Source organism: Arthrobacter sp. LjRoot78, assembly GCF_964254335.1.
In the GTDB taxonomy this organism is placed as follows: domain Bacteria; phylum Actinomycetota; class Actinomycetes; order Actinomycetales; family Micrococcaceae; genus Arthrobacter.
Map to the genome: position 1 here is coordinate 272,664 of NZ_CAXUTG020000001.1, position 25,810 is coordinate 298,473.

The window sequence follows — 25,810 nt, forward strand, 5'->3', positions numbered from 1 at the left end:
CGAGACCCGCGGAAGGTGCCGGAAATGGTTGATGTGGTGACGGAAACAGAGATCCGCCGACCGCCCGAAGCTGTCTACGCTTACGCGGCCAACCCGGATAATGCGCCGGCCTGGTACAGCAACATCAAGGCAGTCAGCTGGGAAACGGCCCCGCCGTTGGCCGTGGGCTCCAAGGTGGCGTTCAAGGCACAGTTCCTCGGACGGACCTTGGAATACGTCTACGAATTTACCGAGCTGGACCCTGGCAGGAGGCTGGTAATGCGCACGGCCCAGGGGCCGTTCCCCATGCAGACCACCTACACCTGGTCGGCGGCCGACGCCGGTTACACCCGGATGACCCTGCGCAACGCCGGCACACCGGCCGGCTTCTCCGCAGTTGCCGGCCTCGTCATGGCCCCGATGATGCGCCGGGCCATGCGGAAGGACCTCGCGAAGCTGAAGTCCCTGCTCGAAGGGGACGGATCGCGGGCCACAGAGGAAAAAACACAACGAAAGGACAAGTCATGAGCAAGTTCATTTACCTCTACAAGGGACCGGCCACGCCCATGGACCAGTTCACGCCGGAGCAGTCCGCTGAACAAATGGCCGCCTGGGGTGCCTGGATGGAGAAGCTGGGCCCGGCATTGCTGGACGCCGGCGCACCGTTCGCCGCAGGCACCTCGATGGTGGACGACGGATCCGCCGCGGAGGCCTCCGACCTGAACGGCTACTCAATTGTGGAAGCCGAAAACCTCGACGGAGCGAAGGCGCTCGCGGACGGCCACCCATTCCTGTCCGAAGGCAGTGGTAAGTTCAGGCTCGAGATCTTCGAGCTCGCCGATATGCAGATGTAGCAAGTTGCCCCCGCCTTCCGGGAGCCACACGAGAGGCACTGAATGGCCCACGCCGAAAACGAGATCACCATCGACCGAACCGCCGCGGAAGTCTATGACTTCCTGGCCGACGGGCTGAATAACACGGCCTGGCGCAGCGGCGTCAAGGACATCGGGCTGGCCAGCGGCGACGCCGGCCAGCTCGGGGCTGTCTACAGCCAGACGCTCACCGGACCCCGGGGAAAGCCGATCCAGGGGGACTACCGGATCACGGCGGCGGAGCCCGGACGTCTGCTGGCTTTCGACGTGGTCGCCGGTCCGGCACGGCCACACGGCGAGTACATCCTGAGCGAAGCCGACGGCCGCACCACCGTCCGCTTTGTCCTGGACCTAAAGCTCCCCGGTCTCATGAAAGTCCTGGACGGGCTCGTCACCAAAACCATGCAGGGCGAGGTTGCCCAGCTCCGGATGCTGAAGGCCGTTCTCGAGGCACGGTAGGCAGACTGGGTGTCCCTGCCGGAAGCCGCTGCGGTCGGTCAGGGCACTGCGCTGGAGAGCTCAGCCTCCAGGCGTTCGACGTCGGCGCGGTGGCAAAGTTCGGTGGCAGGCGTCATGACCGTGGCACTTCCGGCGGCCACGGCAGCCCGGAACGCCGCTTCAAGCGGGCGGCCCTGCGCGAGCCGGAGCACAAAAGCGCCAAGAAAACTGTCGCCGGCCCCGACCGTGCTGACCACCGGCACGTCCGGCACGGCCAACCGGATCAGGCCCGACTTCGACGCGAGCAAGGCTCCAGCCTCGCCGAGCGTCAGTGCGACGTGTTCCGCGGCCCCGTCAGCCACGAGGGCCGAGGCAGCGTCCACCTGGCTCTGCTCGCTGTCGAGGGCCGCGCCGAAATGCGCCCCCAGTTCGCGGAGGCTTGGTTTAACCAGGAACACGCCCTCGGCAAGCGCCTCGGTGAGGGCCGGTCCGGAGGCATCAACGATGCAGTGGGCACCGGACTGCCGCGCCAGCCGGGCAACCCTCGCATAAAAATCATCCGGCACCCCGGGCGGGAGACTGCCGCTGGCCACCACGTAGCCGCCCACCGGCATCGCCCCGGCAACACGGTCCAGGCAGGCCTGCCACTCCGGTTCCGAGAGCTCCGGGCCCTGAAGGACGAACCGGAACTGTTTCCCGGTGGACGTCTCATCAACGGTGAAGTCCTGGCGTGTGCTTCCTTGGATCGGTACGGCCAGCGTCGGGATGCGCTCCGCTTCGATGAGCCGGCGGTAGGCCTCACCGGTCGGCCCGCCTGCGGTGTACACGGCCAAGGTGTGGCCGCCGAGGCGCTGGATGACCCTTGCCACGTTGACGCCTCCGCCGCCCGGGTCGAGCCGGCTCGCGCCGCACCTGAGCTTGTGGCCGCTGCTGACCTGTTCGGTCGAGGTGCTGATGTCCAACGCCGGGTTCACCGTCAGGGTGAGTATCGGCTTGCTGCCCAACTGCTGTGCGGCTTCCATGGCCCAAGCATAGGAGGCGGCGGAACCGTTCGGGGTTCCGCCGCCTCACGTCTTTAGTAGGGGCCTGGCCGGGCACCTGCCCGCAGCGTGGCCTGAGATCCGGGGCAGCTAACGGCCGGCGGCCAGCAACCGCTCGATTTGCTCCGCGGCATCGCTGCCCGGTACCGGAGTGTAGACCACAATATGGAGGTCCGGCCGGTCCGACGGTGAGACCTGATGGTGCTCCAGCCTCAGGATGCCCACCGCCGGGTGGCGGAACAGCCGTTCGCGGGATTCGAAGCCGAGGATGTCGTACCGGTCCCAGCCCTCCTTGAACCCGGGACTCGTTTCCCTGAGCCGCTCCACCTGGTAGGCCACGTCCGGATCGCCCAGCCGCTGCCCGGCTTCTGCCCGGAATTCTGCCAGGAAGCGCCTGCTGGTGACGTCCCAGTCGGGCAGCAGTTCCTTCACGTAGGGATCGGTAAAGACCAGCCACAGCAGGTTCCGCTCCGCTGCGGCCACGTTCGCAATATTGGGATACAGCGCGGCGTAGGCCCGGTTCCAGCCCGTGACGCTCCAGTCGGGGGCCAGCGCGAAGGCGGGGTTGGGGCCCAGTGCGTCGAGGAGCCGCTGGATGTGGGCCGGCGCATCAACGGCCGCCGGGCCGGCCGACACCGGTACGGAATAGCCGCCCAGTGACAGGACATAGGAGCGGCCGGCCTCTGAGAGGTGCAGGGTGCGGGCCACAGCCTCAAGCACTTCCCGCGAGGGCCGGATGTCCCGTCCCTGCTCCAGCCATGTGTACCAGGTGACGCTGACCCCGGAAAGGAAGGCAATCTCTTCCCGCCGCAGTCCGCGTTCACGCCGGCGCGCCACCGGCGGAAGTCCGTACTCCGACCGCAGCGCCTGCTCGCGGCGTGCCCGCAGGTAGAGTCCCAGTTCCTTGCGCCTCTCGCCTGCCTCTTTCACAGTCACCAACACTAGTAGTCTGGTACTCCTACTACTAGTATCAGTTCTGTCTTCCGCCGTGCGGCCCGGGACGGCATGATCGGTACCATGCCTCCTCTTCGTTCACGTACTGTCACCCATGGCCGCAACATGGCCGGCGCCCGCGCACTGCTGCGCGCCTCCGGCGTCGCCAACTCGGACATCGGCAAGCCGATCATCGCCGTGGCCAACTCCTTCACCGAGTTCGTTCCTGGCCACACCCACCTCGCCCCCGTGGGCCGGATCGTCTCCGACGCGATCCTCGCCGCCGGCGCCGTGCCGCGCGAGTTCAACACCATTGCCGTGGACGACGGCATCGCCATGGGCCACTCCGGCATGCTCTACTCCCTGCCGTCCCGCGACCTGATCGCCGACTCCGTGGAGTACATGGTCAACGCCCACTGTGCCGACGCTTTGGTCTGCATCTCCAACTGCGACAAGATCACCCCGGGCATGCTCATGGCTGCGCTGCGCCTCAACATCCCGGTTGTGTTCGTCTCCGGCGGTCCCATGGAGGCCGGCCGCGTGACCCTGACCGACGGCTCCGTGCGCTCCCTGGACCTGGTGAACGCGATCGCCGACGCCGTGGACGAGTCCATCTCCGACGAGGACATCAACCTCATTGAAGAGAACGCCTGCCCCACCTGCGGTTCCTGCTCGGGTATGTTCACCGCCAACTCCATGAACTGCCTGGCCGAGGCCATCGGCCTGGCCCTGCCGGGCAACGGCTCCGTGCTCGCGACCCACACCGCCCGCAAGGCGCTGTACGAGAAGGCCGGCGCCACCGTCGTCGATCTCGTGAAGCGCTATTACGACGGCGACGACGACTCCGTGCTGCCGCGCTCCATCGCGACTGCGAAGGCCTTCGACAACGCCATGGCCCTGGACATCTCCATGGGCGGCTCCACCAACACCATCCTGCACCTGTTGGCCGCGGCCCAGGAGGCGGGCGTGGACTACGGCCTGGCCGAGATGGACGCCAAGTCCCGCCAGGTGCCCTGCCTGGCAAAGGTGGCCCCAAACGTCGCCAAGGACAAGACCTACTACATGGAGGACGTTCACCGCGCCGGCGGCATCCCCGCCCTGCTGGGCGAGCTGAACCGGGGCGGCCTCCTGCACAAGGACGTCCATTCCGTGCACTCCGGTGACCTGGACGGCTGGCTCGATGACTGGGACATCCGCGGCGGCAAGGCCACCGAAGAGGCGCAGGCCCTGTGGCACGCGGCTCCCGGCGGCGTCCGCTCCTCCACCGCGTTCTCCCAGTCGAACGAGTGGACCTCCCTGGACACCGACGCTGCGGAAGGCTGCATCCGCTCCGTGGAGCACGCCTACTCCAAGGACGGCGGACTGGCCGTGCTCCGCGGAAACGTGGCACTGGACGGCGCCGTGGTGAAGACCGCCGGGGTGGACGAGTCCATTTGGACCTTCTCAGGCCCGGCCGTCGTGTGCGAGTCCCAGGATGAAGCCGTGGAGAAGATCCTGAACAAGGGCGTCACGGAAGGCGATGTGGTGGTCATCCGCTACGAAGGCCCCAAGGGCGGTCCGGGCATGCAGGAGATGCTCTACCCGACGTCGTTCCTCAAGGGCCGCGGCCTCGGCAAGAAGTGCGCCCTCATCACGGACGGCCGCTTCTCCGGCGGCACCTCCGGCCTGTCGATCGGGCACATCTCCCCGGAAGCTGCCTCCGGCGGCACCATCGCCCTGGTGGAGGACGGCGACATCATCAGCATCAACATCAGTCAGCGCTCCCTGCATCTGGAGGTCTCCGACGAGGTCCTCGCCGAACGCCGTGAGAAACTGCTGGTCAACGGCGGGTTCAAGCCCAAGGACCGGGAGCGCCAGGTTTCCGCCGCGCTGCGCGCCTACGCCGCGATGGCCACCTCCGCAGACAGGGGTGCCGTCCGGGACGTGTCGTTGCTGGAGCGCATCTAACAACTTGTTGAGGCGGGCAGGCTGACGCCCGCCCGCCTCAACTGCCACACTGTTCCTGATGCAGGCATTCTTCGACGGACTCCTCAACGCCAGCCCGCTGCTGGTGGCCTGTGTTGTGTTCGCCCTGGTCTTCGCCGAGGACGCCCTCTTCATCGGCTTCGTCATTCCGGGCGAAACGGCCGCCGTGGTGGGCGGGGTGATCGCCGGAAAGGGAGGCTTCCCGCTGCCAGCCATGATTGCCGTGGTGGTTTCCGCCGCGATCCTGGGAGACACGGTGGGCTACGAAATCGGCAAACACCTGGGCCCCCGGCTGGTTACCCGAAAGATCTTTGACCGGAAGCGGCCCCAACTCGAGAAAGCCCGGGAGTTCCTCAGGCGGCGGGGAGGCCCGGCCGTTTTCCTGGGCCGCTTCACCGCCTTCTTCCGCGCCGTGATGCCGGCACTGGCCGGACTCAGCGGCATGCCCTACCGGCGCTTCGCACTCTGGAACATCACCGGCGGCGTGCTCTGGGGGAGCCTCTTCGTAACCCTAGGGTACCTGGCCGGGAACCTCTACGACGAGGTGGCGCGCACTGCCGGCAGCGCCGCCGCCGTCGTTGTCGCAGCAGTGGCGGTCGGCGTTCTGGTCACCTGGCGGATCCGCCGGCACCGGCAGGCGACGGCTGCAGACAGCAGCGCGCGTCCGCAACGGTGACCCCCAGGGCAGAGACTGCTCACCAAGGGTGACCGGGCAGCAGCAGAGTCGCGGGTGATCCTAGGCCGCGATGAAGAGTGCCCAGTCAGGGAAGGGATCCATCGGTAATGGTGGCCCGGGACCGGGGGCACCGGGAAGTCCGTCCGGCCCTGTGGGCGGCTCCCTCTCCGGATCTTCGCCCGTGTGGCCGGGGTGGTCCGGCCAGTGTGGTGGTTCCCAGTCCTGTTGTTCGCTGGGATATGAGCGTCCTGAAGGTGAGATCCAGCCGGGCGGCTGATCCTTGGTGGCGCCAACAGGTTTCCAGCGTGAGCTGTGTTTCAGGCGGTGGTGTTTGCGGCAGGGCTGGCCAAGGTTCGAGATTCCGGTGCCGCCTCCGTCCGACCACGCCAGGAGGTGGTCCGCCTCGTTGTCCAGGGAGTGGTTGCTGCAGCCGGGGAAAGGGCAGCGGCCATCCCGAAGCCGCAACCACTGGCGCATCGCTTTCGGAACCGGGTAGCTGGTGCGTCCTATCTCCAGCGGCGCTCCGCTGCGCGGATCCGTCAGGACGCGCAGGAACGATGTGGCGCCGTCCGCGACAAGCCGGCGGGCCATGCTGGCAGGTATAGGTCCGTAGCCGTCCAGCGTGGCCGGTTCGTTCGCTACCCCGAGAAGCGACAACACCGGAACGGTCACCAGGACCTGCGCTTTGGGTGACGGGATTCCTTCCGCGTCGCCTCCAAGCAGCCAGGATGTGGCGACGTCGGCACGGAGCTGGGTCAGGGTCCGGGCTTCGGCCGGCCCCTGCAGGGCGCGCGCCGCGTCCGTGGCACGGGACCAGACACCCGCCGCCACATCGGCAGTCACGTAGGCGGAGAGCCAGGCCATGCCGTCCCGGTCCGGGACAAGTTCCAGCCGGCGCTCCTTCGCACCCTTGCGGTGGCGGGCTTCGATGCTCACGGGATGGTGCCGTTCGCGCCAGCTGCGCGCTTTAGCCCGGAACCTGCCCGGCACCAGCTCCCCGGCCGGGCAGCCACGCGCCGCAAAGGGGGCCTCGGGGTCCAGGAAGTGAGCCTCGAGGGCGGCGGCCGCGGCGGGGTCCAGACCGGATGTTTCATCGCACATCACCCGAGCGTGCTGCCATGAAATGGTCCCTGCCCCCAGCGCAGCCAGCGTCAGCGGCAAGTCCTCGGTCAGGGTGGCTGAATCCGCCAGGAGCGCGGCTGCCGACCGTTCACTCACCGTCAGGACACAGGCCACCTCTGCTGTCACCGCCATTTCCTGGGCGGTGCACCCCTGCGGGGAACCGGCCGGGGCCGCCAAGGCCGCGGCAGCGTGGGCGTATCCGGCGGCAAAGTGCACCTTCAGCGCGGCCATCCTGGCTTCCAGGCTGCCCACAACAGCCAGGCCGTCCAGGCACGCGTCCGCCTCGTCCTGGAGCGGGTCAGCACCGGCCGGGGCCACGTTCCCGGCAGCGTTTCCATCCAGGCGACCGGCACAGGCAGCCAGCGCAGAAAGGGAGGCCGCCATGGCCTCCAACGTCTCCGCAACCGCACTGCTTTCCACACCCACAGCATGTCAGCAGGCACCGACATTTAAAGGCCTGCATCAGAGGTGCCCTGGCGCGCACTGCCGGCAGCGCCGCCGCCGTCGTTGTCGCCGCAGTGGCGGCGGCCGCCCTGGTCACCTGGCACGTACGACGGCGGCTGGCGGATTCGCCGGTGCCTCGCCGGCGCCTCGCCGGGGTTGCTAACTGCCGGGGCCGCTAACCGCCGAGGTCGGTCAGCGGCACCGCCTCGGGCCGTTCGCACCGGCTGGCCACTTTCACCGACTGCCCCAGGGCCGCTGACTCCAGCACGGATTCCATCACCTCCAGCACGTGGAAGGCCAGCTCCCCGCCGGCCCGGGGCTCCGTACCGGCCGGACTCCGGGCGAGGTCGTGCAGGCCGTAGCCGCGGGCGGAGCCAACGTAGCCGGCTGAGACGGGAAGAACCTCCCACCCCTCGCCGCCCAGGCTGCGCAGCTTGACGTCGCCGTCGAAATGGTTGGGGTCGGGCACCACCAGCGACCCCGTTTCGCCGTGGATCTCCAGATTGGCCGACTGAGTCGCCACGGCGTCGAAGCTCATCACCAGCGTGGACAGCGCGCCGGATTCGTGCACCAGCACCCCCGTCACATGGGTGTCCGTGCTGACCGGCACGGTCTCGCCGGCGCGCGGTCCGGCGCCGATGGTCCGGGTGCCGCGCGTATGGCTCGCCGCCCCGATCACGGACACCACAGGACCCAGCAGCGTCACCAGCGCCGAGACGTAGTAGGGCCCCATGTCCAGCAGCGGACCGCCGCCGGGGACGTAGTAGAAGTCCGGCTGCGGATGCCAGCGCTCATGCCCGGGAGTCACCATCGTGGCCGTCGCCGAGATCGGCGCCCCGATCAGGCCGTCGTCGATCGCCTTGCGGGCCGTCTGGATGCCGGTTCCCAGGACCGTGTCCGGTGCGCAGCCGACGACGACGCCCGCCGCCGCTGCTGCCTCCAGCACCTTGCGTGCCTCGTCAGTCGTGGCAGCCAGGGGCTTTTCGCCGTAGACCGCCTTGCCGGCGGCGACGGCACGCAGGGCGATGTCCGCGTGGGCTGCCGGGATGGTCAGGTTGAGGACCAGGTCAACTTCCGGGTCCGCGAGCAGCTGGTCCACGCCCAGCGCCCGCACCCCCGGCTGCCCGGCCGCCACGGCCTCCGCCCGGGAGGGATCGATGTCCGCAACCGCCACCAGCTTGACGGTGGTTAGCCGCGGAAACGTGGCCAGGTAGGCGGCGATGATGTTGCCGCAGCCCACCACGCCGATCCGCAGCGGTGATCTCAGCGGTGACTCCAATAGCGGTGACTCCACGTCGGTGGTTCCTAGCGGCTGGCCCACAGCATGCCCCTTTCGATGATGGTGCGGACGTTGTTGTCCTTGAGGATCTCCACGCTGTGCCCGGGTGTGGCCACGAAGATCCGGCCTTCGCCCCACGAACGCGTCCATACCGCCGGCGAGACCACGTCCCGGTGCCACGCGTCCTTGTCCCGGGCGGGCAGCGTGGTGGTGGCCAGCACGTCGATGTAGTCGTCCGAGAGCACCCAGTACTGCTCGGTGAAAAGCTCAAAGTCGCCGATCCCCGCAGTGACCGGATGATCCGCCGCGGCCGGCAGCATGTTGACGGTGTACGTCCGGAAGTTGTCCGTGGCATCCCCGTGCAGCTCGCCGTGGTCCTTGACCGGATGGCAGGCGAACTGGCCGCCGATCAGGTGCAGGTAGTCCGAATTGTTCCGATAGGAATCGGCAATGCCGCCGTGCCAGCCGGCCATTCCCGTGCCCGCCTCGATCGCGGCGCGGAGCCCCTCGAACTCGGCCTTTTCGATGGTGGTCATGGTGTTGCACTGCACGATCAGGTCCACCCCGGCCATGTACGCGGCGTCCGCGTACACCGCCGTCGACTCCTCCACGCGGAGGGTGAAGCCCTGTTCGCTGAGGAACGGGATGAAAAGATCCGTGGCTTCGACGGGCTGGTGTCCGTCCCAGCCGCCGCGCACCACCAAGGCGTTCTTTGTAGCAGTCATTGTTTTTGTCCTTCTCGTCCGTCCACTGAGGTCCAGCGGGAATCCTTGCCTGCGCTGTGTTCCACTGCCGCCAGCACCCGCTGCACCTGAAGGGCATCGGAGAACGACGGCGTGGGCTGGGTTCCGGCCCCGACGGCCGTCAGCAGGTCCACCACCTGGTGGGTGAAGCCGTGCTCGTAGCCGAGCCCGTGGCCCACGGGCCACCAGTTCCCGGTGTAGGGGTGGTGGGCTTCCGTGACGTTGATGCGGCGGAAGCCGAGCGAATCCGGGTCGGCGCCGCTGCCGCCGTCGTAGTAGTTCAGGTAGTTCATGTCCTCGAAGTCGAAGGCGATCGACCCGCGTGAGCCGTTGACCTCCAGGCGCATGGCGTTCTTCCTGCCGAGCGCCGCCCGGCTTGCCTCGAAAACGCCGATGGGGCCGCCGTCGAACCGTGCACTGAAGATCACCGCATCGTCCACGGTCACCGGACCGCGCTCGACGTCGGCACCCGCCGCGCCGCTGCCGCCGAGGCCCACGAAGTCGCCGCCTACGGGACGTTCCTTGGTGAAGGTCTCCATGATGGCCGAGACGCCCGTGATGCTCTGGCCGGTGACGAACTGGGCGGCGTCGATGCTGTGTGCGCCGATGTCGCCGAGGGCGCCGGACCCCGATTTCGCTTTGTCCATCCGCCAGGTGAGCGGAGCGTTCTCGTCCGACAACCAGTCCTGCAGGTACTGCGCCCGCACCTGGCGGATGGTTCCGAGTTTGCCGTCCCGGACCATGTTCCGGGCCAGTGCCAGGGCGGGGGTGCGGCGGTAGGAGTAACCGCACATGGCGAAAACCCCGCGGGTTGCGGCCTCGGCGGCAACCTCCGCCATTTCCTCGGCCTCCGCAACGCTGTTGGCCAGCGGCTTCTCGCACAGCACGTGCTTGCCGGCCAGCAGCGCGGCGATGGCGATCTCCGCGTGGGTGTCGCCGGGTGTGCAGATGTCCACGAGGTCGACGTCGTCGCGTTCCACCAGCGCCCGCCAGTCCGTTTCGGTGCCGGCCCAGCCCAGGCGGCGGGCGGCGGCGGCCACCCGGACACTGTCCCGGCCGGCAAGCACACTCAGCATGGGGACCAGCGGAAGGTCGAAGAAGCGTGGTGCCGTGCGCCACGCATGCGAGTGGGCGGCGCCCATAAAGGCGTGGCCCACCATGCCGATGCGGATCGGCGGGGCATCTGTGGCCGTATGCGATTCGTGCGTACTCATGGGCAATTTCTCCATTGAGGTCATTTGCTGAAGCCGGCGGTGAGGCCGCTCAGCAGCTGGCGGCGGCCCACGATGTACAGGACAAGGATGGGCAGGGTGGTGAGGACCACGGAGGCCAGTACGGCGGGGATGTTCACGCTGTATTGGCCCTGGAAGGTCCAGAGCGCCAGCGGAAGCACTCGCAGTTCGGGGCTCTGCGTGAGGATCAGCGGAAGCAGGAAGCCGTTCCACACCCCCAGGCCGTTGTAGATGGCCACGGTGACGATCGCGGGCTTCACCAGCGGCAGCGCCAGCCGCCACATGGTCTGCCATTCGTTGCAGCCGTCCAGCCGCATGGACTCGAACAGTTCGTCCGGTACGTCCCGGATGAAGTTGGCCAGGATCAGCACGGTGAGCGGGATGCCGAAGGCGATGGACGGCAGGATCAGGGCCAGCAGGCTGTCGTAGAGGTTCAGCCGGATGATCAGCAGGTACACCGGGATGATGGTGGCCTGCAGCGGAATGGCCAGGCCCATCAGGAACAGGCCGTTGACGAGTTTCAGGAACTTCCCGCGGCCTCGGACAATCGCGAACGCGGCCATGAAGGAAAACAGCACCGTGGGCAGTACGGCCCCCGCCGTCACCAGCGCGCTGTTGAGGAAGTACCGCGCGAAGTCGGCTTCCAGCACCATCCGGTAGTTGTCCAGCGTGGGGTTCGACGGCGGCGCCAGCGGGTTTTCGCTGAAGTATCCCGCCTGGCTCTTGAAGCTGGTGATGACGATGTAATAGATCGGAATGATGATGACGGCCAGCCAGATCCAGCCGGCCAGGCCGCCGGGAAGGTTCAGCTTCCGGATCCGGCGGCCGAGACCGCGATTGGGCGCCGGCTCCGCGGGCTTCAGGGCCGCGGGCGTTGCTTTGGTGAGGGTGGCGCTCATGGTCAGAGTCCTTCCAGCTGGCTGCCGCCGGCGTTCTTGCCGCCCAGCCGCTGCAGCAGCAGGGCCAGGCCGAGTCCCACCACCACCAGGATGACGGCGATGACACTGGCGGGCCCCATCAGGTTGGCCCGGAATCCGGTCAGGTACATGTCCAGGGCGAGGATCCTGGTGGAGTTGCCCGGCCCGCCGGCGGTGAGCACGAAGATGAGGTCGAAGTAGGTCAGCGATCCCACCACCATGAGGGTGGAGGAGGTAATGATGGTGTATTTCAGCTGCGGCACGGTGATGTAGAAGAACTGCTTGACCCGGCCGGCGCCGTCGATCTCGGCAGCCTCGTACAGCGACTTGGGGATCTGCCGCACACCGCCCTGGTAGATCAGGGTGTGGAACGGGACAAACTGCCAGGCGATCACGAAGATCACCAGGAACAGCACCAGCTGCGGCTGTCCCAGCCAGTCCTGGGCCAGGAACGGCAGGCCCAGGCCTTCCGCCAGTCCGAAGTTGGGGTCGAGCAGCGCCTTGTAGGCGATGGCAATGGCTGCGGAGGAGAGCAGCAGCGGCAGGAAGTAGAGCACCGCCAGCACCGCCCGGTACTTCTGGCTGCCGGCCGTGAAGGTGCCCAGCAGCAGGCTGATGGGCGTCTGCACCAGCCAGGACACCACCATGATCACGAACGTCAGCCACACCGCGTTGTACATCACGGGATCGGACAGGACGGCGAGCCAGTTGTCCATCCCGGCCACGCTGATCGCGCCGATGCCGTCCCAGTTGGTGAAGCTCAGGGCAACGACGCCCAGGAGCGGAAGGACGGCGAAGACTGCGAAGAACAGCAGGGCGGGCAGGACCATCCAGCCCAGCGATCCGCGGCGGGCCTTAATGCCTGTGGTGCTGTGTTGCTCGGCAAGTTGCTGCTCCGCCGGCTCGCGGGCAGTGAGTGCTCCGGCGCTCATTTCCCAAGCGTCGCATTCATGTTTTCAGCGAACTGCGCCGGGGTTATGGACTTGAGGAACAGCTGGTCGATGTTGCTCAGCAGCGCCTCGGCGGCGGTGGGGCTCAGGGCCTGGTCCCAGGACTGCTGCAGGCTGGGCGCGTTCTTGCTCAGCGTGTACACGTACTTCAGGAAGTCCTTGTCCTCGCTGGAGGCGAGCTTGTCCTCGATGCCCTGCACGATGGGCACTGCACCGGAGGAAATGTACGCGGTGATCTCGTCCGTGGTCAGCAGGCCGTCCTTGAAGAACTTCTTGGCGGCCTCCTTTTCAGCGTCGCTGGCCTTGGCGGAGATGGACAGGTACTGGGCGGGGTTGCCCACGGTGTTCAGCGGATCACCCTTGCCGCCGCTGACGGCGGGGAAGTCGAACCAGCCGAGCTTTCCGTCCTTCACGAACGTGCCGCCGTCGTGCTTCATGCCTCCATAGGTCCAGGCCCCGTGCAACATCATGGCTGCCTTGCCGGTAAACAGGAGTGCCTGGTCCGCGTTGCTGTCCGCCGTGATGGAGGAGAAGCCCTTGATGAAGCCGTTGGCGGACACCAGTTCCTGGATCTTGGCACAGGTTTCCAGCACTGCCGGATCGGACCAGGCCTTGGCCTTGCCGTCGAAGATCGCCTGGAAGACTTCCGGGCCGCCGATCCGGTCCAGCAGGTATTCCAGCCACATCATGGACGTCCAGCGCGACTGGCCGCCGAGCGACAACGGGGCCACGCCCATGTCATTGAAGGTCTTGGTCAAGGCCATCAGCTCGTCCCAGGTCTTGGGCGGCTGGGCGTTGGCCTTCGCGAAGAGTTCCTTGTTGTAGTAGAAGACAATCGGAGCCACGGTCTGCGTGGGCACGGCGTAGATTTTTCCGTCAACGGTGGCCGCACCAAAGGAGGACGGGAAGAGCTTGGCCTTGACGTCGGGATTGGCATCGAACCAGCCGGTGAGGTCTTCCACCTGGCCCGCCTGCGCGTAGGTCTTCAGCGTTCCGCCGCCCCAGCCGTAGATGATGGTGGGCGCCTGGCCCGCGCCGATGGCCGTTTTGATCTTGGTCTTGTAGGCATCGTTCTGGAAAACGGTGGCGACGATCTTGGAATCCGGGTTGGCTGCGTTGAAAGCATCCAGGCTCTTTTTCCGGATGGACTCGTTGGGTTCTCCGGTCAGGGACCAGAACGTGGCGCCGCCTGCCGGTGCCGTGCCGGGGCCGGCGGTGCCGCAGGCGGTCACCGTCCAGGCGGCCAGGGGAGTGAAGGCTGCAAGGGCAAGGAATGACCTGCGTGAGGAAAGACGTGATTCCATTCTGATCTCCATTGAAAAGAGCCGCGGCATTGCGGCGCTGGTGGCGGTGCCGCCCGGGGCGGGCGGTACCAGCAATGAACAGAGGCTTTCGAAATATTTCGCAACTAATTCGTTGACTGAGATAGAAGTTAGCGCCGTTTACGCCTCAGCGTCAAGGGTTGTTGCCCAAATATTGACGGGCATGCCACGGCTGGTGCAGACTTCTGCTACCGAAATTTTTCGAGAAAGTTGCTTTGATGCCTGCAAAGACACCGAAGGCCAAGCTGAACCTTGCCGACGTCGCGGCGCTGGCCGGGGTGTCCACTCCTACCGTTTCCAAGGTCATCAACGGCCGCGACGACGTTGCCGAGGCAACGCGCGTCCGCGTCCAGAAGGCCCTCGTGAAGCTTGGCTACGAGTCGCCGATGCAGCGCAGGGTCAGGTCCGCCGGCCCTGTCCTCGTCGACCTGGTCTTTGACGGGCTGGACAGTTCGTACTCCCTGGAAGTGATGTCCGGGATCGTGGCCTGCGCCGCGGAGGAAGGCGTGGAGGTGGTCCTGAGCAGCGTGACTCCGGACAAACTCAAGAACACGGACCATGAGCAGTGGTCCCAGCGGCTTTTCGACGCCGGCCGCAAGGGCCTCATCCTGGTGACCTCCGAAATCACTCCCGTCCAGCTGGAATCCTTCCGGCGCCGAAACATTCCGGTGGTGGTGATCGACCCGCTTAATCCTCCCCGTTCCGGCTTTGTCAGCGTCGGCGCCACCAACTGGGCGGGCGGCAAGGAGGCCGCAGAGCACCTGATCGCCCTGGGCCACACGAAGATTGCCTTCCTGGGCGGCCCGGAAGCCGCGGAATGCAGCGTTGCCCGGCTCCACGGCTACCTGGCGGCCCTGCGTGCCAACAACATTCCGGCCAATCCGGACTACATTGTGTCCGGCCAGTTCCAGCGCTACTTCGGCGTCGCCGGTGCACGCCGGCTGTTCGCCCTTGCGGACAGGCCCACCGCCATATTTGCCGGCAACGACGCGATAGCGCTGGGTGTCCTGGACGAAGCACGCGCGCAGGGGATCAGCGTCCCCGGGGACCTGAGCCTCGTGGGCTTCGACGGGACCGACATCACTGAACAATCCGTGCCACGACTGACATCCGTGGCCCAGCCGCTGCAGGAGATGGGGCGCACGGCGCTCCGGTCCATCCTGCGGCTGGCCAACGGGGAAGCGCTGGAGTCAACCCATGTTGAACTGGCCACTCAGCTGGTGGTCAGGGACTCCACGGCAGCGCCCGCCGGCTGATTTCTTCCCGCAGCGTGCCGAACATTACACCACTTCGACTTAGTTCGTTGTGGTGTATCGGGAATAAGGGTGCGATGGTGTAGGTTGCATTCCCGTCAGGGCAAGAACATCAGAAAAGAGAAACACCCAAAGTGGCAACCGATTACGACGAAGTACGATCCGACGTCAAGGAATCCCAGGAGAACTCCCTGGAGGCGCTCCAGTCCGCCAACGCACCCGACGCGCGAAGTGTTGTCCGGGAACTGGATGAGACCGACGCACTGGATGACGGCATGGTCCCCGGCGGGGAGTTCGTCGCCGAGGAACTGGTGGTCCAGGTCATCCCCCAGGCGCAGGATGAATTCACCTGCTACTCCTGCTTCCTGGTCCGGCACCGGTCCCAGATTGCGCGCGAAAAGAACGGTCACGCGTATTGCGTTGATTGCGAAGGCTAAGGGCCGCCACGCCGTCTCCCGCTGCCCCTGAACCGGGAGACGGGCCCCTGAAATCTCACGGAAACGTGACCGGCCTACTGTTGTCACAAAGCAGTACGTTGAAGGGATTCCGATGCACCTGATGCCCCGTGAGCAGGAAAAGCTCATGATCGTGGTCGCCGCCGACCTTGCCCGGCGCCGCCAGGCCCGCGGCCTGAAGCTGAACTTTCCGGAATCCGTGGCGATCATCAGCTACGAACTGATCGAGGGTGCCCGGGACGGCCGCACGGTCGCTGACCTCATGAGTTACGGCACCACGCTGCTGACCCGCGACGACGTGATGGAGGGCGTGCCGGAAATGATCCACGACGTCCAGATCGAGGCCACATTTCCGGACGGCACCAAGCTCGTCACGGTCCACGATCCGATCCGCTAAGGGGCAGGCGATGATTCCAGGTGAGTACGTTCTCGGTTCAGGGCCCGTAGTGGTGAACGCCGGACGCGAGGCGGTGGACGTCGTCGTGGTTAACACCGGTGACCGGCCCGTGCAGGTGGGCTCGCACTACCACTTCGCCGAAGCGAATGCCGCCCTTGAGTTTGACCGCCAGGCCGCCTACGGCCGGCGGTTGGACATCCCGGCCGGCACTGCGGCCAGGTTTGAACCGGGGGACAGCAAGACCGTCCGGCTGATCGAACTGGCCGGCAGCCGCGAGGTGTACGGCCTCAGCAACGCAGTGAACGGCAAGCTGGCCACCGCTGATCCCGGAGCAGGAAAGGGGGACGCCAAGTGAGCTTCGAACTGACCCGCAGGCAGTACGCGGACCTGTACGGCCCGACGACGGGCGACGCCATCCGCCTTGCGGACACTGAACTTTTCCTGGAGATCGAAAAAGACCTCACCGTGTACGGCGAGGAAGTGGTCTTCGGCGGCGGCAAGGTGATCCGCGACGGCATGGGCCAGAACGGCCAGGTGACCCGGGAAGAAGACGTCCCGGACACCGTCATCACCAACGCCGTCATCCTGGACTACACCGGCATCTACAAGGCCGACGTCGCGCTCAGGGACGGCCACATCTTCAAGATCGGCAAGGCGGGCAACCCGCAGATCGCCGACGGCGTGGACATCGTCATCGGCGCCAGCACCGAAATCATCGCCGGAGAGCGGAAGATCCTCACGGCCGGCGGCGTGGACACGCACATCCATTTCATCTCCCCGGACCAGGTGCCTACTGCCCTCGCCAGCGGCGTGACCACCATGGTGGGCGGCGGAACCGGCCCGGCCGAAGGCACCAAGGCCACCACCGTCACCCCAGGGAAATGGCATATCCAGCGGATGCTCCAGGCCGCCGAAGGAATGCCCATCAACATCGGCCTCTTCGGCAAGGGGCACGCCTCCGCCGTCGAACCGCTGGCCGAGCAGATCCGGGCCGGTGCCATCGGGCTCAAGGTCCACGAGGACTGGGGATCCACCACCTCGTCCATCGACAACTCCCTGAAAGTGGCGGACGAATACGACGTCCAGGTGGCCATCCACACCGACACCCTCAACGAGTGCGGCTTCGTGGAGGACACCATCCGGGCCATCGGCGGCCGGGTGATCCACACCTTCCACACCGAGGGAGCCGGCGGCGGCCACGCCCCGGACATCATCAAGATCGCCGGGCTCCCGAACGTCCTGCCCGCCTCCACCAACCCCACCCTGCCGTACACGCGCAACACCATCGAAGAGCACCTGGACATGCTGATGGTGTGCCACCACCTCAACCCGGACATCCCGGAAGACGTGGCGTTCGCCGATTCCCGCATCCGCGCAGAAACCATCGCCGCCGAGGACGTCCTGCAGGACATGGGCATCTTCGCCATCACCTCCTCCGACTCCCAGGCCATGGGCCGGGTGGGTGAGGTGATCACCCGCACCTGGCAGGTGGCGGACAAGATGAAGAAGCAGCGCGGCGTCCTGAAGGACCCTGCCGGCGGTGCTCATGGCGCTCCCAACGGCTCCGGTTCGGACAGCGACAACTTCCGGCTCAAGCGCTACGTGGCGAAGTACACCATCAACGCCGCCATCGCCCAGGGCATGGCGGACTCCATCGGCTCCGTCGAGGAAGGCAAGTTCGCTGACCTGGTGCTCTGGGATCCCGCGTTCTTTGGGGTCAAACCGGAGCTGGTGCTCAAGGGCGGGCAGATCGCCTACGCGCTGATGGGCGACGCCAACGCCTCCATCCCCACGCCGCAGCCGCGGACGATGCGCCCGATGTTCGCCGCATTCGGCAAAGCCGTGCAGCAGTCCTCCATCACCTTCCTGTCCCAGGCCGCCATCGACGCCGGGGTGCCGGCGGAGCTGGGCCTGCAGAAGGTGATCCGGCCGGTCTCGGGGATCCGCACGCTGTCCAAGGCAGACCTCAAGTTCAACGACGCCACGCCGGACATCCAGGTGGACCCGGAAACGTACCAGGTGACGGTGGACGGCGAGGACGTGACCTGCGAACCGGCGGACGTGCTGCCCATGGCCCAGCGCTACTTCCTCTTCTAACCTCCCGAGCACCGGAGCACCCCGTGATTATCGAAAAGATCCTCGGCAACCTGCACGACCTCCCTGCCGCTGAAACCGCAGCCTTCGCCGGGCTGCACCGGGAGAAGGTGGTGCTGCCCAGCACCCAGCTGGTCAAGCGGATCCAGCGCGTCACCACGGACCACGGCAAGGAGCTCGGCATCCGGCTGCCGTCCGGTTCCGGGGACCTCCGCGACGGCGACATCCTGCACGTGGCCGAAACCAACCTGATCGTGGTGTCCGTGCTGCCCACCGACGTCCTGGTGGTGGCTCCCCGGACCATCCACGAAATGGGCGTGGTGGCGCACTCGCTCGGAAACCGGCACCTGCAGGCCCAGTTCTTCGACGCCGCCTCCGAGTACGCGGCAGAGGTGATGGTGTGCCAGTACGACCACACCGTGGAGGACTACCTCAAGCACGTCGGAGTGCCCTACGACCGCCAGGAACGCGTGATGCCTGTTCCCTTCCGCCATGCCGAACACTCGCACTGAGGCGGTGGCCGTGGCCGGCGGCTATCAGCTCGCCCTGCAGCAGCTGACCGACTCCGCCCTGCCCACCGGGGCGTTTGCGCACTCGCTGGGGTTCGAGACCTACATCGAGCGCGGCCTGGTCCATGATGAGGGGTCCTTCGGGGTGTGGCTGTCCGCGTTCATCGGGCAGCAGCTCACGTACTCCGACGGCCTGGCCATCAGGTTCCTCTATGACGGCGTTCCCGTTGCTGAGCTGGATGCGCTGCTGACTGCGCAGCTCCTGCCGCGGCAGCTGCGGGAGGCGAGCACCAAGATGGGCACCCGGCTGCTGGAGATCGGTTCCGAGGTCTTCCCGTCAGGCGAGCTGGCAGAGTACCGCAGTCTGGTGACCACCGGCCGGGCCGCCGGCCATCAGCCGCTGGCGTTCGCCGTCGTCGCCCGTTCCCTGGGTGTGCCGCTCACCGAAGCGCTCGCCGCCTACCTTTTCGCTGCCGTCACCTCACTGACCCAGAACGCCGTCCGCGCCATTCCGCTGGGGCAGAACGCCGGCCAGCGCCTGCTGCGGAAAGCGTCCGACGACGTCGCTGCCGCCGTCGGGCGGGTGGGGCGCCTGACGCCGGACGACTTCGGGGCCGTCAGCCCCGGACTGGAAATTTCGCAGATGCGGCACGAGCGTCAACGCGCCCGTATGTTCATGAGCTAGCAGGAGGACACCATGACTGAACCCATCAAGATCGGCATCGGCGGACCGGTCGGCGCCGGCAAGACCCAGCTCGTGGAGCGGCTCACCCGCCACATGAGCCGCGAGATCTCCATGGCCGCCATCACCAACGACATCTACACGATCGAGGACGCCAAGATCCTGGCCGCCAACGGCATCCTGCCCGAGGACCGGATCATCGGAGTCGAAACCGGCGGCTGCCCGCACACAGCCATCCGCGAGGACACGTCGATGAACACCGCGGCAATCGAAGAACTCAAGAAGCGCCACCCGGACCTGCAGGTCATCTTCGTGGAGTCCGGCGGCGACAACCTGTCGGCCACGTTCAGCCCGGAGCTCGTCGATTTTTCGATCTACATCATCGATGTTGCGCAGGGCGAGAAGATCCCGCGCAAGGCCGGCCAGGGCATGATCAAGTCCGACCTCTTCATCATCAACAAGACGGACCTCGCCCCGCACGTCGGTGCGGACTTGTCCGTGATGGAACGGGACTCCAAGGAGTTCAGGGGCGAGAAGCCGTTCTGCTTCACGAACCTGAAGACGGACGAAGGCCTCGATGCAGTCATCGAATGGGTGCGGCGCGACGTCCTGATGCTCGACCTGGCCCAATGACGGCTGTTGGACTGGGGCCGGCGGCTTCGGGATTTCGACATGCTCAATCACCGAACCCGGAGGTTGAGCCCGTCGAAACTCCGATGGGGGAGCTCGAGCTAGTCGTCGCCGTGCGGGGTGGACGGTCCGTGGCTGCGCATCAATACCATCGGGGCGCCTTGCGGATCTTGCGGCCGCACTATCTGGACCAGTCCGGGCAGGTTTGTTATGTCATCGTCAATCCTGGCGGGGCGTATCTGGGGGCCGACCTCTACGTCATCGACGTGGAGGTGGGTGACGGGGCCAGGCTGCTGCTGACCACGCAGTCCGCCACGAAGATCTACCGGACCCCGGGGTCGTTCGCCGAGCAGCGCATGACCCTTCGGCTGGGGGAAGGGGCACAGCTGGAGCTGGCCCCGGACCAGCTGATCGCATACCGCGAGGCCAGCTACCGGCAGAACACGCACATCACCGTGCGGCCGACGTCGAGCCTGGTGATGGCTGAAGTGGTGACGCCGGGATGGTCGCCGGACGGGGCGTCGTTCCGGTACGAGGAACTGCGGCTCCGCAACGAGATCAACGTGGAGACACCGGACGGCACCACAATGCTGGCCCTGGACAACGTGCTGATCCGGCCGCCCCTCAACGACGTCACCGGCATGGGATTCATGGAAGGCTTCAGCCACCTGGGCTCGCTGGTGGTGGTGGACGCCCGGGTGGACCAGGCGCTCGCCGACGAGTTCCACGCGCTCACTGCCGGGCACGACGCCTATACGGGGGTGTCCCTGACCGCGTGCGTGGGCGGGACCACCGGCCTGGTGCTGCGGTCGCTGTCCAACTCCACGGAGGAACTCAACCGGCTGCTGGGCACCTGCACTGCCCTGCTGCGTGAACGCTGGTACGGGCAGTCACCCCTGAACCTGAGGAAGTACTGATGACCACGCTCAGCGAGTTCGCCGCGATGTACCGGGAGCGGGAGCAATTGCCGCTCCGGACCCGACTGCTGTTCGCACTGGGTGCGGTGGCCGCTTTGCATCTTGCCGCCGTCGTCCTGTTGCTTGTCAGTTCGGCGGGTGCCGCGCAACCGCTGGCGCTCGGACTGGTACTCACCGCCTACCTGGCGGGCATCAAGCACAGCTACGACTGGGACCACATCGCCGCGATCGACAATTCGACGCGGAAGTTCGTGGCCCAGCACAAGGATCCGGTGAGTGTGGGGTTCGCCTTCAGCCTGGGCCACAGCTCGGTGGTGATCCTGGCCGGAGTCCTGGTGGTGGGCGGCGCCGCGATGGTGGGCCAGTTCATGGAGGACGGCACCACCGGAAACCTGGTCCTGGGGCTGATCGGCAGCGGCGTCTCCGGGCTGTTCCTGCTGGCCATGGGCCTGTTCAACGGCTCGGCGTTCCTGCGGGCCGCGCGTGCGTACCGGAACGTGCAGGGCGGCGGAGAGCTGCGGGACGGAGACCTGGGGGCCCAGGGATTCGTGGCACGGCTGCTGGCCAAACCGCTGTCCAGGGTGCAGCGGCCGCGGAACATCTACGTGATCGGCTTCCTGTTCGGGCTGGGCTTCGATACCGCCACCACCATCGGTCTCTTGGTGATGACGACGGCGGCGTCCCTCGCCGGGGTCTCCCCGCTTGCCCTGCTGGCGCTGCCGCTGGCCTTCACGGCTGCCATGACGCTGTGCGACACGGTCAATGGTGTGGCCATCATGCGCATGTACCGGTCAGCCATCCACAATCCGCAGCGGACGCTGGGTTTCAACGCACTGGTCACCGGTATCTCCGCCGTGTCCGCGCTGTTCATTTCGGCCATTACGCTGGGCGGATTCTTCAATGCGGCGTTCGGGCTGGAGGATCCCCTCACCACCTGGCTGGGCGCGGTGGACCTGGGTGAGGCCGGCCTCCTGTTGGTCGCGGTGCTGCTGGCTGTGTGGTGCGTTGCCGCGTGGCGGGGGCGGTTGAAGGGCCGGTCCCTAGCCGCCTAGTGCGTCTAGTCCTGCCCTCTCTGGGCGAGCCGCTGTAGTTGCCATCGATGCACGTCGGGCAGCCAATCCAACGGGGCCGTTGTACCGACCCGCGGGTCGTCGGTAACACCGCCGTCCCGCAGGTTCTGAACATAGGCGCGATCCTGTTCGATTCGTGCTCGCAGCTGCCCGGCTCCGCCGACTGAGCCGTGACCGGGGATGACGGCATCAACGTCGTCGGCCACGCTCTCGAGCAGACGCAGCGCTGCAAGGTAGTCGTCGACGGGATTCGCGGCCTTCAGGTCGAGGAACGGCATCAGGGTGTCAGAAAGCATGTCACCGGCGACGAGGACGCGGCGCTCCTCGATCAGCAGCGCCGCATGGCCCGGGGCGTGGGCCCGATGCTCGATGATGCGGACTTTGGGGCCGTCCCAAGGAATTTGCGCAGCTTCGGCGGGCAGGCCGGTGATGAGACCGAGCATATCCATCGGGATCGCGTCGGCGTACTCCGGCGGTAGCCCCTCGGCTACGCGGGCCTCCCAATCCGCGTGCGACAGCAGATCCTGGATGGAGGCCGCGCAGCGGGCTGTACCGTAACGGGGCGCGCCGCCGAAGTTCGCGTGCCAGAGCACGTGGTCCCAATGAGGATGCGTCGAGAAGCCTGCCGCGACGGGCTGGCCCAACTCGCGAAGGTCGTTCGCGAGAGCCGCCATTTCGTCGCCTGTTATACCGGGGTCGATGAGCAACACGCCGTCCCGGCCCTGCACGACAACGGAATTGCTCTGGATGAACCCGCTCTCCTGAACGAGGACGCCCGCAGCGACTTGCTTCAGCATGAAATGCCTTCCGCTTGTGGTTTTCAACCGCTTGCTTGGGACGGTATTACCTGGCGGTAGTCGATGACAAGCACCCTGGATCGTCTTCGGAGACCGGGGCTGATTGACCGATGACGCGGGCAGGACCGGGTGGGAGGATAGGACGCATGGAACTGCACATCACAGGGGACCCCGCGGCGGACAAACTACTCAGCGACGACGCGTTTGCGCTGCTCACCGGCATGCTGCTCGACCAGCAGGTGACCATGGAATCGGCATTTGCCGGTCCTGAAAAGATCCGGACGCGCATCGGCTCCATCGACCCTGCGGCGATCGCCGGGTACAACCCCCAGGACTTCGTCGAGATGTTCAAGGAACGCCCCGCCGTCCACCGGTTCCCCGGGTCCATGGCCGGACGTGTCCAGGCACTCGCGGAAACGGTGCACCAGGACTGGAACGGGGACGCCACGGCCATCTGGACGCAGGGCGATCCCGACGGCCAGGAGGTGCTGCGCCGGCTGATGGCCCTGCCGGGATTCGGCGAGCAGAAGGCAAAGATCTTCCTGGCGCTGTTGGGGAAGCAGTGCGGACTCCAGGCAGAAGGCTGGCGCGAGGCTGCCGGACACTACGGCGAGCAGGACTCGTACCTGTCCGTGGCCGACATCGTGGATCCGGAGTCGCTGACCAAGGTGCGCGCCAGCAAGCAGGCGGCCAAGGCCGCCGCCAAGGCTGCGAAGTCCGCCGGGGACTGACGGCCACGGCGCCGTAAGGCTCCAGGCCGGGAAGGCTACTAGTGGGGAAGTCAGCTACGTGAGAGGCGGGGACCGTGAGTGAGCAGCCTGCAGGTAAGTTCGCCTCCCTCTGGGCGGCCACGAGTGCATCCACGAGATACGACGCCCTCGATGAGGTCATTGACGTCGATGTGGCCGTGATCGGTGGCGGGATCGCGGGCCTCACCGCTGCGCTGGCCCTGAAGCAGGCGGGCCAGACGGTGGCCGTGCTCGAAGCGGCCCGGGTGGGCACCGGAGTCACCGGGAACACCACCGGCAAGGTCACGTCCCTGCACCGGCTGGCGTACACCGAACTTGCTGGCTGTCACGGCACCGAGGCGGCCGGCCTTTACGGGCAAGCCAACGAAGCCGCGATTGAACACGTGGCCGGAACGGTGGGCGCGGAGCGAATCGACTGCGGCTTCCGGCGGGTCTCCAACTACACCTACGCGGAATCGGAGGATGCCCTCGCCCTGGTCCGGAAAGAAGCGGCGCTCGCCGGCAGGCTGGGCCTTCCCGCGTCCTTCACCACGGATGTGCCGCTGACGTTCGCGGTCATGGGCGGGGTCCGCTTCGATAATCAGGCGCAAATCCACGCACTCAGGTACGTGCAGGGCTTGGCCCGGGCAGTGGACGGGGACGGCAGCTTCGTCTTCGAGGACTCACCCGCGACGGGTTTCCGGGACGGAACGCCGGCCGTCGTCGACACGGAGCGGGGCTCGGTCCGTGCCAAGGAAATCATTGTCGCCACCAATATGCCGTTCGGGGACAACGGATTCTTCGCCGAGCGATGCTATGCGCACCGCTCGTACATCGTTGCTGCCCGCAGCGGCGCGGCCCCTTTGGATTCCACTTTCGTCAGTGTGGACGAGCCGATGCGCTCCATCCTGACAACCGACGTCGACGGCGTCAGTTATGTTCTGGCCGGCGGCGAAGGGAACCCCGCCTCGGAGCAGGTTGACTCTGCCCAACGCTTCGGCAGGCTCGCCGCCTTTGCGCGGGACCGTCTGGGCGCCGGAGAGATCGCCTTCCGCTGGTCCACCCAGGACGCCATGCCCGCCGACGGGCTGCCGTACGTCGGGCGCCTGTCGCCGGACTTCCGGCATGTCCACGTGATCACCGGACTGCGCAAATGGGGGCTGACCAACGGAACCGCGGCCGCACTGATCCTCCGGGACCTTCTCTGCGGCCGTACCAACCCGTGGGCGGCTTTGTTCGACAGCACCAGGGCCGTCCGCGCACAAGGCGCCGTGCAGCCGAAGGTAACTCCCCCGAAGGCACCGGCTGTACCGTCCGGGATCGCTCCAGGTCAAGGAAGGGTCGTGGACGTGGAGGGTGCAAAGACTGCCGTCTACGTCAGTCCTGCGGGCGGCGTCAGCGCCGTTTCGGCCGTTTGCACGCATCTGGGCTGCACCGTCGAGTTCAACGCGGCCGAGGTGACGTGGGACTGCCCGTGCCACGGCTCCCGGTTCAGCACCGACGGCACCGTGATCCAGGGACCCGCCACCCGGAACCTCGCGGCCAGCCCGGCCCCGCCGACCTGAGCTGAGTCCGGCCCGACGGGCCCGGAGCCGCGGAACCAGCCCTGCGACGGTGTTGCCCCGGCGTTGCCACGGCGTTGCCCTGCGGCGTTACACGGCCAACTTGGCCCGGAGTCCGCCGATGATCACGTCCAGGCCGAAGTCGAAGGCGTGCCCGCCCCGCTCCTCCGGCGGTCCTGCATTGCCGACTGCGCGCTTGAGTGTGGGGTAACCCTCCGCCGGCGGGTCCCAGACAACGTCCGGAGCCGCCAGGTCCAACGCCGCACCGAGGGCGAAGCTGTCGATGGTGGAGATGGCCGCCACCACGTCCCGCCCCCGGAATCCTGCCGCCTCAAGGGCCAGCGCGAGGTCTTCGTAAAGCCCGATGACATCCGGATCGGTGATCGTTTGCAGGACCAGGAGCGGTGCCAGCCGCGGGTGGCGCACGAACGCGTCCCGGTAGGCCCGGATCAGGACCCGCAGGGCCGCTTCCCAGTCGCTGTGGTCCACCGGCGGATAGGGCTCTTCGGTGATGATCCGGTGGCGCAGGAGCTCCAGGATCTGGTCCCGGCCGCTGACGTGGTTGTAGATGGAGGACTGGCTGACGCCGATCTTCTTCGCCAGTTTCGGAAAGCTGAAGTCGCCGCTTTCATCAACCAGCTCAAGGGCGGCCGTCGTCAGGGCCTCCACGGATATCAGCGGGAGGAGCGGGCGCCCCATGGGTTCTCCTGACTGCAGCTCTTGAAGGTCTAGCCCAGCCTAGTCGGCGGGACCAGGCGACGCCGTTTCGAGAAAAGTATTGTGCTCTGCGCCACACGCATTCAT

The 25,810-nt window shown here is 66.7% G+C and carries 28 protein-coding genes; 17 read left to right on the forward strand and 11 right to left on the reverse strand.

What is annotated here, in order from left to right; translation table 11 throughout:
- The first annotated feature begins 24 nt into the window (after positions 1–24).
- The 3 genes from ACSQ1X_RS01335 to ACSQ1X_RS01345 are packed head-to-tail and all read left to right on the forward strand — an operon-like array spanning position 25 to position 1,310.
- Positions 25–507: an SRPBCC family protein gene (locus ACSQ1X_RS01335; RefSeq protein ID WP_436056363.1), complete on the forward strand. Its 483-nt coding sequence runs from the start codon at positions 25–27 to the stop codon at positions 505–507.
- A complete protein-coding gene (locus ACSQ1X_RS01340) occupies positions 504–833 on the forward strand; it encodes a YciI family protein (RefSeq protein ID WP_055801753.1) in 330 nt (109 codons plus the stop codon). Before ACSQ1X_RS01335 ends, ACSQ1X_RS01340 begins: the two co-directional genes overlap by 4 nt.
- Positions 834–875: 42 nt before the next feature.
- On the forward strand, positions 876–1,310 hold the full coding sequence (locus tag ACSQ1X_RS01345; protein WP_436056364.1) for an SRPBCC family protein: 435 nt from the start codon (positions 876–878) through the stop codon (positions 1,308–1,310).
- Positions 1,311–1,348: 38 nt separating this feature from the next.
- Here ACSQ1X_RS01345 and ACSQ1X_RS01350 read toward each other — a convergent pair whose 3' ends face one another.
- On the reverse strand, positions 1,349–2,311 hold the full coding sequence (locus ACSQ1X_RS01350) for a 1-phosphofructokinase family hexose kinase (RefSeq protein WP_055801751.1): 963 nt from the start codon (positions 2,309–2,311) through the stop codon (positions 1,349–1,351).
- A gap of 108 nt (positions 2,312–2,419) precedes the next feature.
- Complete coding sequence (locus ACSQ1X_RS01355; RefSeq protein ID WP_436056365.1) at positions 2,420–3,271, reverse strand: helix-turn-helix transcriptional regulator; 852 nt, start codon at positions 3,269–3,271, stop codon at positions 2,420–2,422.
- Between the two features lie 75 nt (positions 3,272–3,346).
- Here ACSQ1X_RS01355 and ilvD point away from each other — a divergent pair, with 75 nt between their 5' ends.
- Positions 3,347–5,209, forward strand: coding sequence for a dihydroxy-acid dehydratase (gene ilvD / locus ACSQ1X_RS01360; RefSeq protein ID WP_436056366.1), 1,863 nt, complete (start codon positions 3,347–3,349; stop codon positions 5,207–5,209).
- Positions 5,210–5,267: 58 nt separating this feature from the next.
- Positions 5,268–5,903 carry a DedA family protein gene (locus ACSQ1X_RS01365; protein ID WP_055801744.1) on the forward strand — a complete coding sequence of 212 codons (636 nt, stop codon included), beginning with the start codon at positions 5,268–5,270 and terminating at the stop codon, positions 5,901–5,903.
- Positions 5,904–5,963: 60 nt separating this feature from the next.
- On the opposite strand, the gene ACSQ1X_RS01370 is transcribed toward ACSQ1X_RS01365, so the two are convergent.
- The 7 genes from ACSQ1X_RS01370 to ACSQ1X_RS01400 all read right to left on the reverse strand — a co-directional run bounded on the left by ACSQ1X_RS01370 (position 5,964) and on the right by ACSQ1X_RS01400 (position 13,894).
- Positions 5,964–7,409: a DUF222 domain-containing protein gene (locus tag ACSQ1X_RS01370; RefSeq protein ID WP_436059237.1), complete on the reverse strand. Its 1,446-nt coding sequence runs from the start codon at positions 7,407–7,409 to the stop codon at positions 5,964–5,966.
- A gap of 235 nt (positions 7,410–7,644) precedes the next feature.
- Positions 7,645–8,736 (reverse strand): Gfo/Idh/MocA family protein, encoded by a 1,092-nt coding sequence (locus ACSQ1X_RS01375; RefSeq protein ID WP_436059238.1) that lies wholly within the window; start codon positions 8,734–8,736, stop codon positions 7,645–7,647.
- A gap of 38 nt (positions 8,737–8,774) precedes the next feature.
- Positions 8,775–9,473, reverse strand: coding sequence for a ThuA domain-containing protein (locus tag ACSQ1X_RS01380; RefSeq protein WP_436056367.1), 699 nt, complete (start codon positions 9,471–9,473; stop codon positions 8,775–8,777).
- Positions 9,470–10,705 carry a Gfo/Idh/MocA family protein gene (locus tag ACSQ1X_RS01385; protein ID WP_436056368.1) on the reverse strand — a complete coding sequence of 412 codons (1,236 nt, stop codon included), beginning with the start codon at positions 10,703–10,705 and terminating at the stop codon, positions 9,470–9,472. Before ACSQ1X_RS01385 ends, ACSQ1X_RS01380 begins: the two co-directional genes overlap by 4 nt.
- 20 nt (positions 10,706–10,725) lie before the next feature.
- Complete coding sequence (locus ACSQ1X_RS01390; RefSeq protein WP_436056369.1) at positions 10,726–11,622, reverse strand: carbohydrate ABC transporter permease; 897 nt, start codon at positions 11,620–11,622, stop codon at positions 10,726–10,728.
- A gap of 2 nt (positions 11,623–11,624) precedes the next feature.
- The gene (locus ACSQ1X_RS01395; RefSeq protein WP_051628832.1) at positions 11,625–12,470 is read right to left on the reverse strand and encodes a carbohydrate ABC transporter permease; all 846 of its coding nucleotides are present in this window, start codon (positions 12,468–12,470) and stop codon (positions 11,625–11,627) included.
- Positions 12,471–12,568: 98 nt separating this feature from the next.
- Positions 12,569–13,894 (reverse strand): extracellular solute-binding protein, encoded by a 1,326-nt coding sequence (locus ACSQ1X_RS01400; RefSeq protein ID WP_436056370.1) that lies wholly within the window; start codon positions 13,892–13,894, stop codon positions 12,569–12,571.
- Positions 13,895–14,130: 236 nt separating this feature from the next.
- Here ACSQ1X_RS01400 and ACSQ1X_RS01405 point away from each other — a divergent pair, with 236 nt between their 5' ends.
- From ACSQ1X_RS01405 to ACSQ1X_RS01450, 10 genes are all read left to right on the forward strand, one after another.
- The gene (locus tag ACSQ1X_RS01405) at positions 14,131–15,168 is read left to right on the forward strand and encodes a LacI family DNA-binding transcriptional regulator (RefSeq protein ID WP_436056371.1); all 1,038 of its coding nucleotides are present in this window, start codon (positions 14,131–14,133) and stop codon (positions 15,166–15,168) included.
- Between the two features lie 131 nt (positions 15,169–15,299).
- Positions 15,300–15,602 (forward strand): DUF4193 domain-containing protein, encoded by a 303-nt coding sequence (locus tag ACSQ1X_RS01410; protein WP_028270561.1) that lies wholly within the window; start codon positions 15,300–15,302, stop codon positions 15,600–15,602.
- A 112-nt stretch (positions 15,603–15,714) separates the two neighbouring features.
- Complete coding sequence (locus ACSQ1X_RS01415; protein ID WP_011690112.1) at positions 15,715–16,017, forward strand: urease subunit gamma; 303 nt, start codon at positions 15,715–15,717, stop codon at positions 16,015–16,017.
- 10 nt (positions 16,018–16,027) lie between these two features.
- On the forward strand, positions 16,028–16,372 hold the full coding sequence (locus ACSQ1X_RS01420; protein WP_436056372.1) for an urease subunit beta: 345 nt from the start codon (positions 16,028–16,030) through the stop codon (positions 16,370–16,372).
- Positions 16,369–18,114, forward strand: coding sequence for an urease subunit alpha (gene ureC, locus ACSQ1X_RS01425; protein ID WP_436056373.1), 1,746 nt, complete (start codon positions 16,369–16,371; stop codon positions 18,112–18,114). Before ACSQ1X_RS01420 ends, ureC begins: the two co-directional genes overlap by 4 nt.
- 23 nt (positions 18,115–18,137) lie before the next feature.
- Positions 18,138–18,623 (forward strand): urease accessory protein UreE, encoded by a 486-nt coding sequence (ureE, locus tag ACSQ1X_RS01430; RefSeq protein WP_436056374.1) that lies wholly within the window; start codon positions 18,138–18,140, stop codon positions 18,621–18,623.
- Positions 18,604–19,305, forward strand: a complete 702-nt coding sequence (locus ACSQ1X_RS01435) for an urease accessory protein UreF (protein WP_436056375.1) — start codon at positions 18,604–18,606, stop codon at positions 19,303–19,305. The genes ureE and ACSQ1X_RS01435 overlap by 20 nt, the downstream gene beginning before the upstream one ends.
- A 12-nt stretch (positions 19,306–19,317) precedes the next feature.
- Positions 19,318–19,935 (forward strand): urease accessory protein UreG, encoded by a 618-nt coding sequence (gene ureG / locus ACSQ1X_RS01440; RefSeq protein WP_390249295.1) that lies wholly within the window; start codon positions 19,318–19,320, stop codon positions 19,933–19,935.
- Between the two features lie 83 nt (positions 19,936–20,018).
- Positions 20,019–20,849: an urease accessory protein UreD gene (locus ACSQ1X_RS01445; protein WP_436056376.1), complete on the forward strand. Its 831-nt coding sequence runs from the start codon at positions 20,019–20,021 to the stop codon at positions 20,847–20,849.
- Entirely contained in the window at positions 20,849–21,901 is a 1,053-nt protein-coding gene (locus tag ACSQ1X_RS01450) for a HoxN/HupN/NixA family nickel/cobalt transporter (RefSeq protein ID WP_436056377.1), read from the forward strand. Before ACSQ1X_RS01445 ends, ACSQ1X_RS01450 begins: the two co-directional genes overlap by 1 nt.
- 5 nt (positions 21,902–21,906) lie before the next feature.
- Here ACSQ1X_RS01450 and ACSQ1X_RS01455 read toward each other — a convergent pair whose 3' ends face one another.
- The gene (locus ACSQ1X_RS01455; protein ID WP_436056378.1) at positions 21,907–22,716 is read right to left on the reverse strand and encodes an MBL fold metallo-hydrolase; all 810 of its coding nucleotides are present in this window, start codon (positions 22,714–22,716) and stop codon (positions 21,907–21,909) included.
- Positions 22,717–22,862: 146 nt separating this feature from the next.
- On the opposite strand from ACSQ1X_RS01455, the gene ACSQ1X_RS01460 reads away from it, so the two are divergent.
- Positions 22,863–23,447: an HhH-GPD-type base excision DNA repair protein gene (locus tag ACSQ1X_RS01460; RefSeq protein ID WP_436056379.1), complete on the forward strand. Its 585-nt coding sequence runs from the start codon at positions 22,863–22,865 to the stop codon at positions 23,445–23,447.
- Between the two features lie 74 nt (positions 23,448–23,521).
- Positions 23,522–25,009 (forward strand): FAD-dependent oxidoreductase, encoded by a 1,488-nt coding sequence (locus tag ACSQ1X_RS01465; protein WP_436056380.1) that lies wholly within the window; start codon positions 23,522–23,524, stop codon positions 25,007–25,009.
- 87 nt (positions 25,010–25,096) lie between these two features.
- On the opposite strand, the gene ACSQ1X_RS01470 is transcribed toward ACSQ1X_RS01465, so the two are convergent.
- Positions 25,097–25,705: a TetR/AcrR family transcriptional regulator gene (locus ACSQ1X_RS01470; RefSeq protein ID WP_436056381.1), complete on the reverse strand. Its 609-nt coding sequence runs from the start codon at positions 25,703–25,705 to the stop codon at positions 25,097–25,099.
- Positions 25,706–25,810 lie beyond the last annotated feature (105 nt).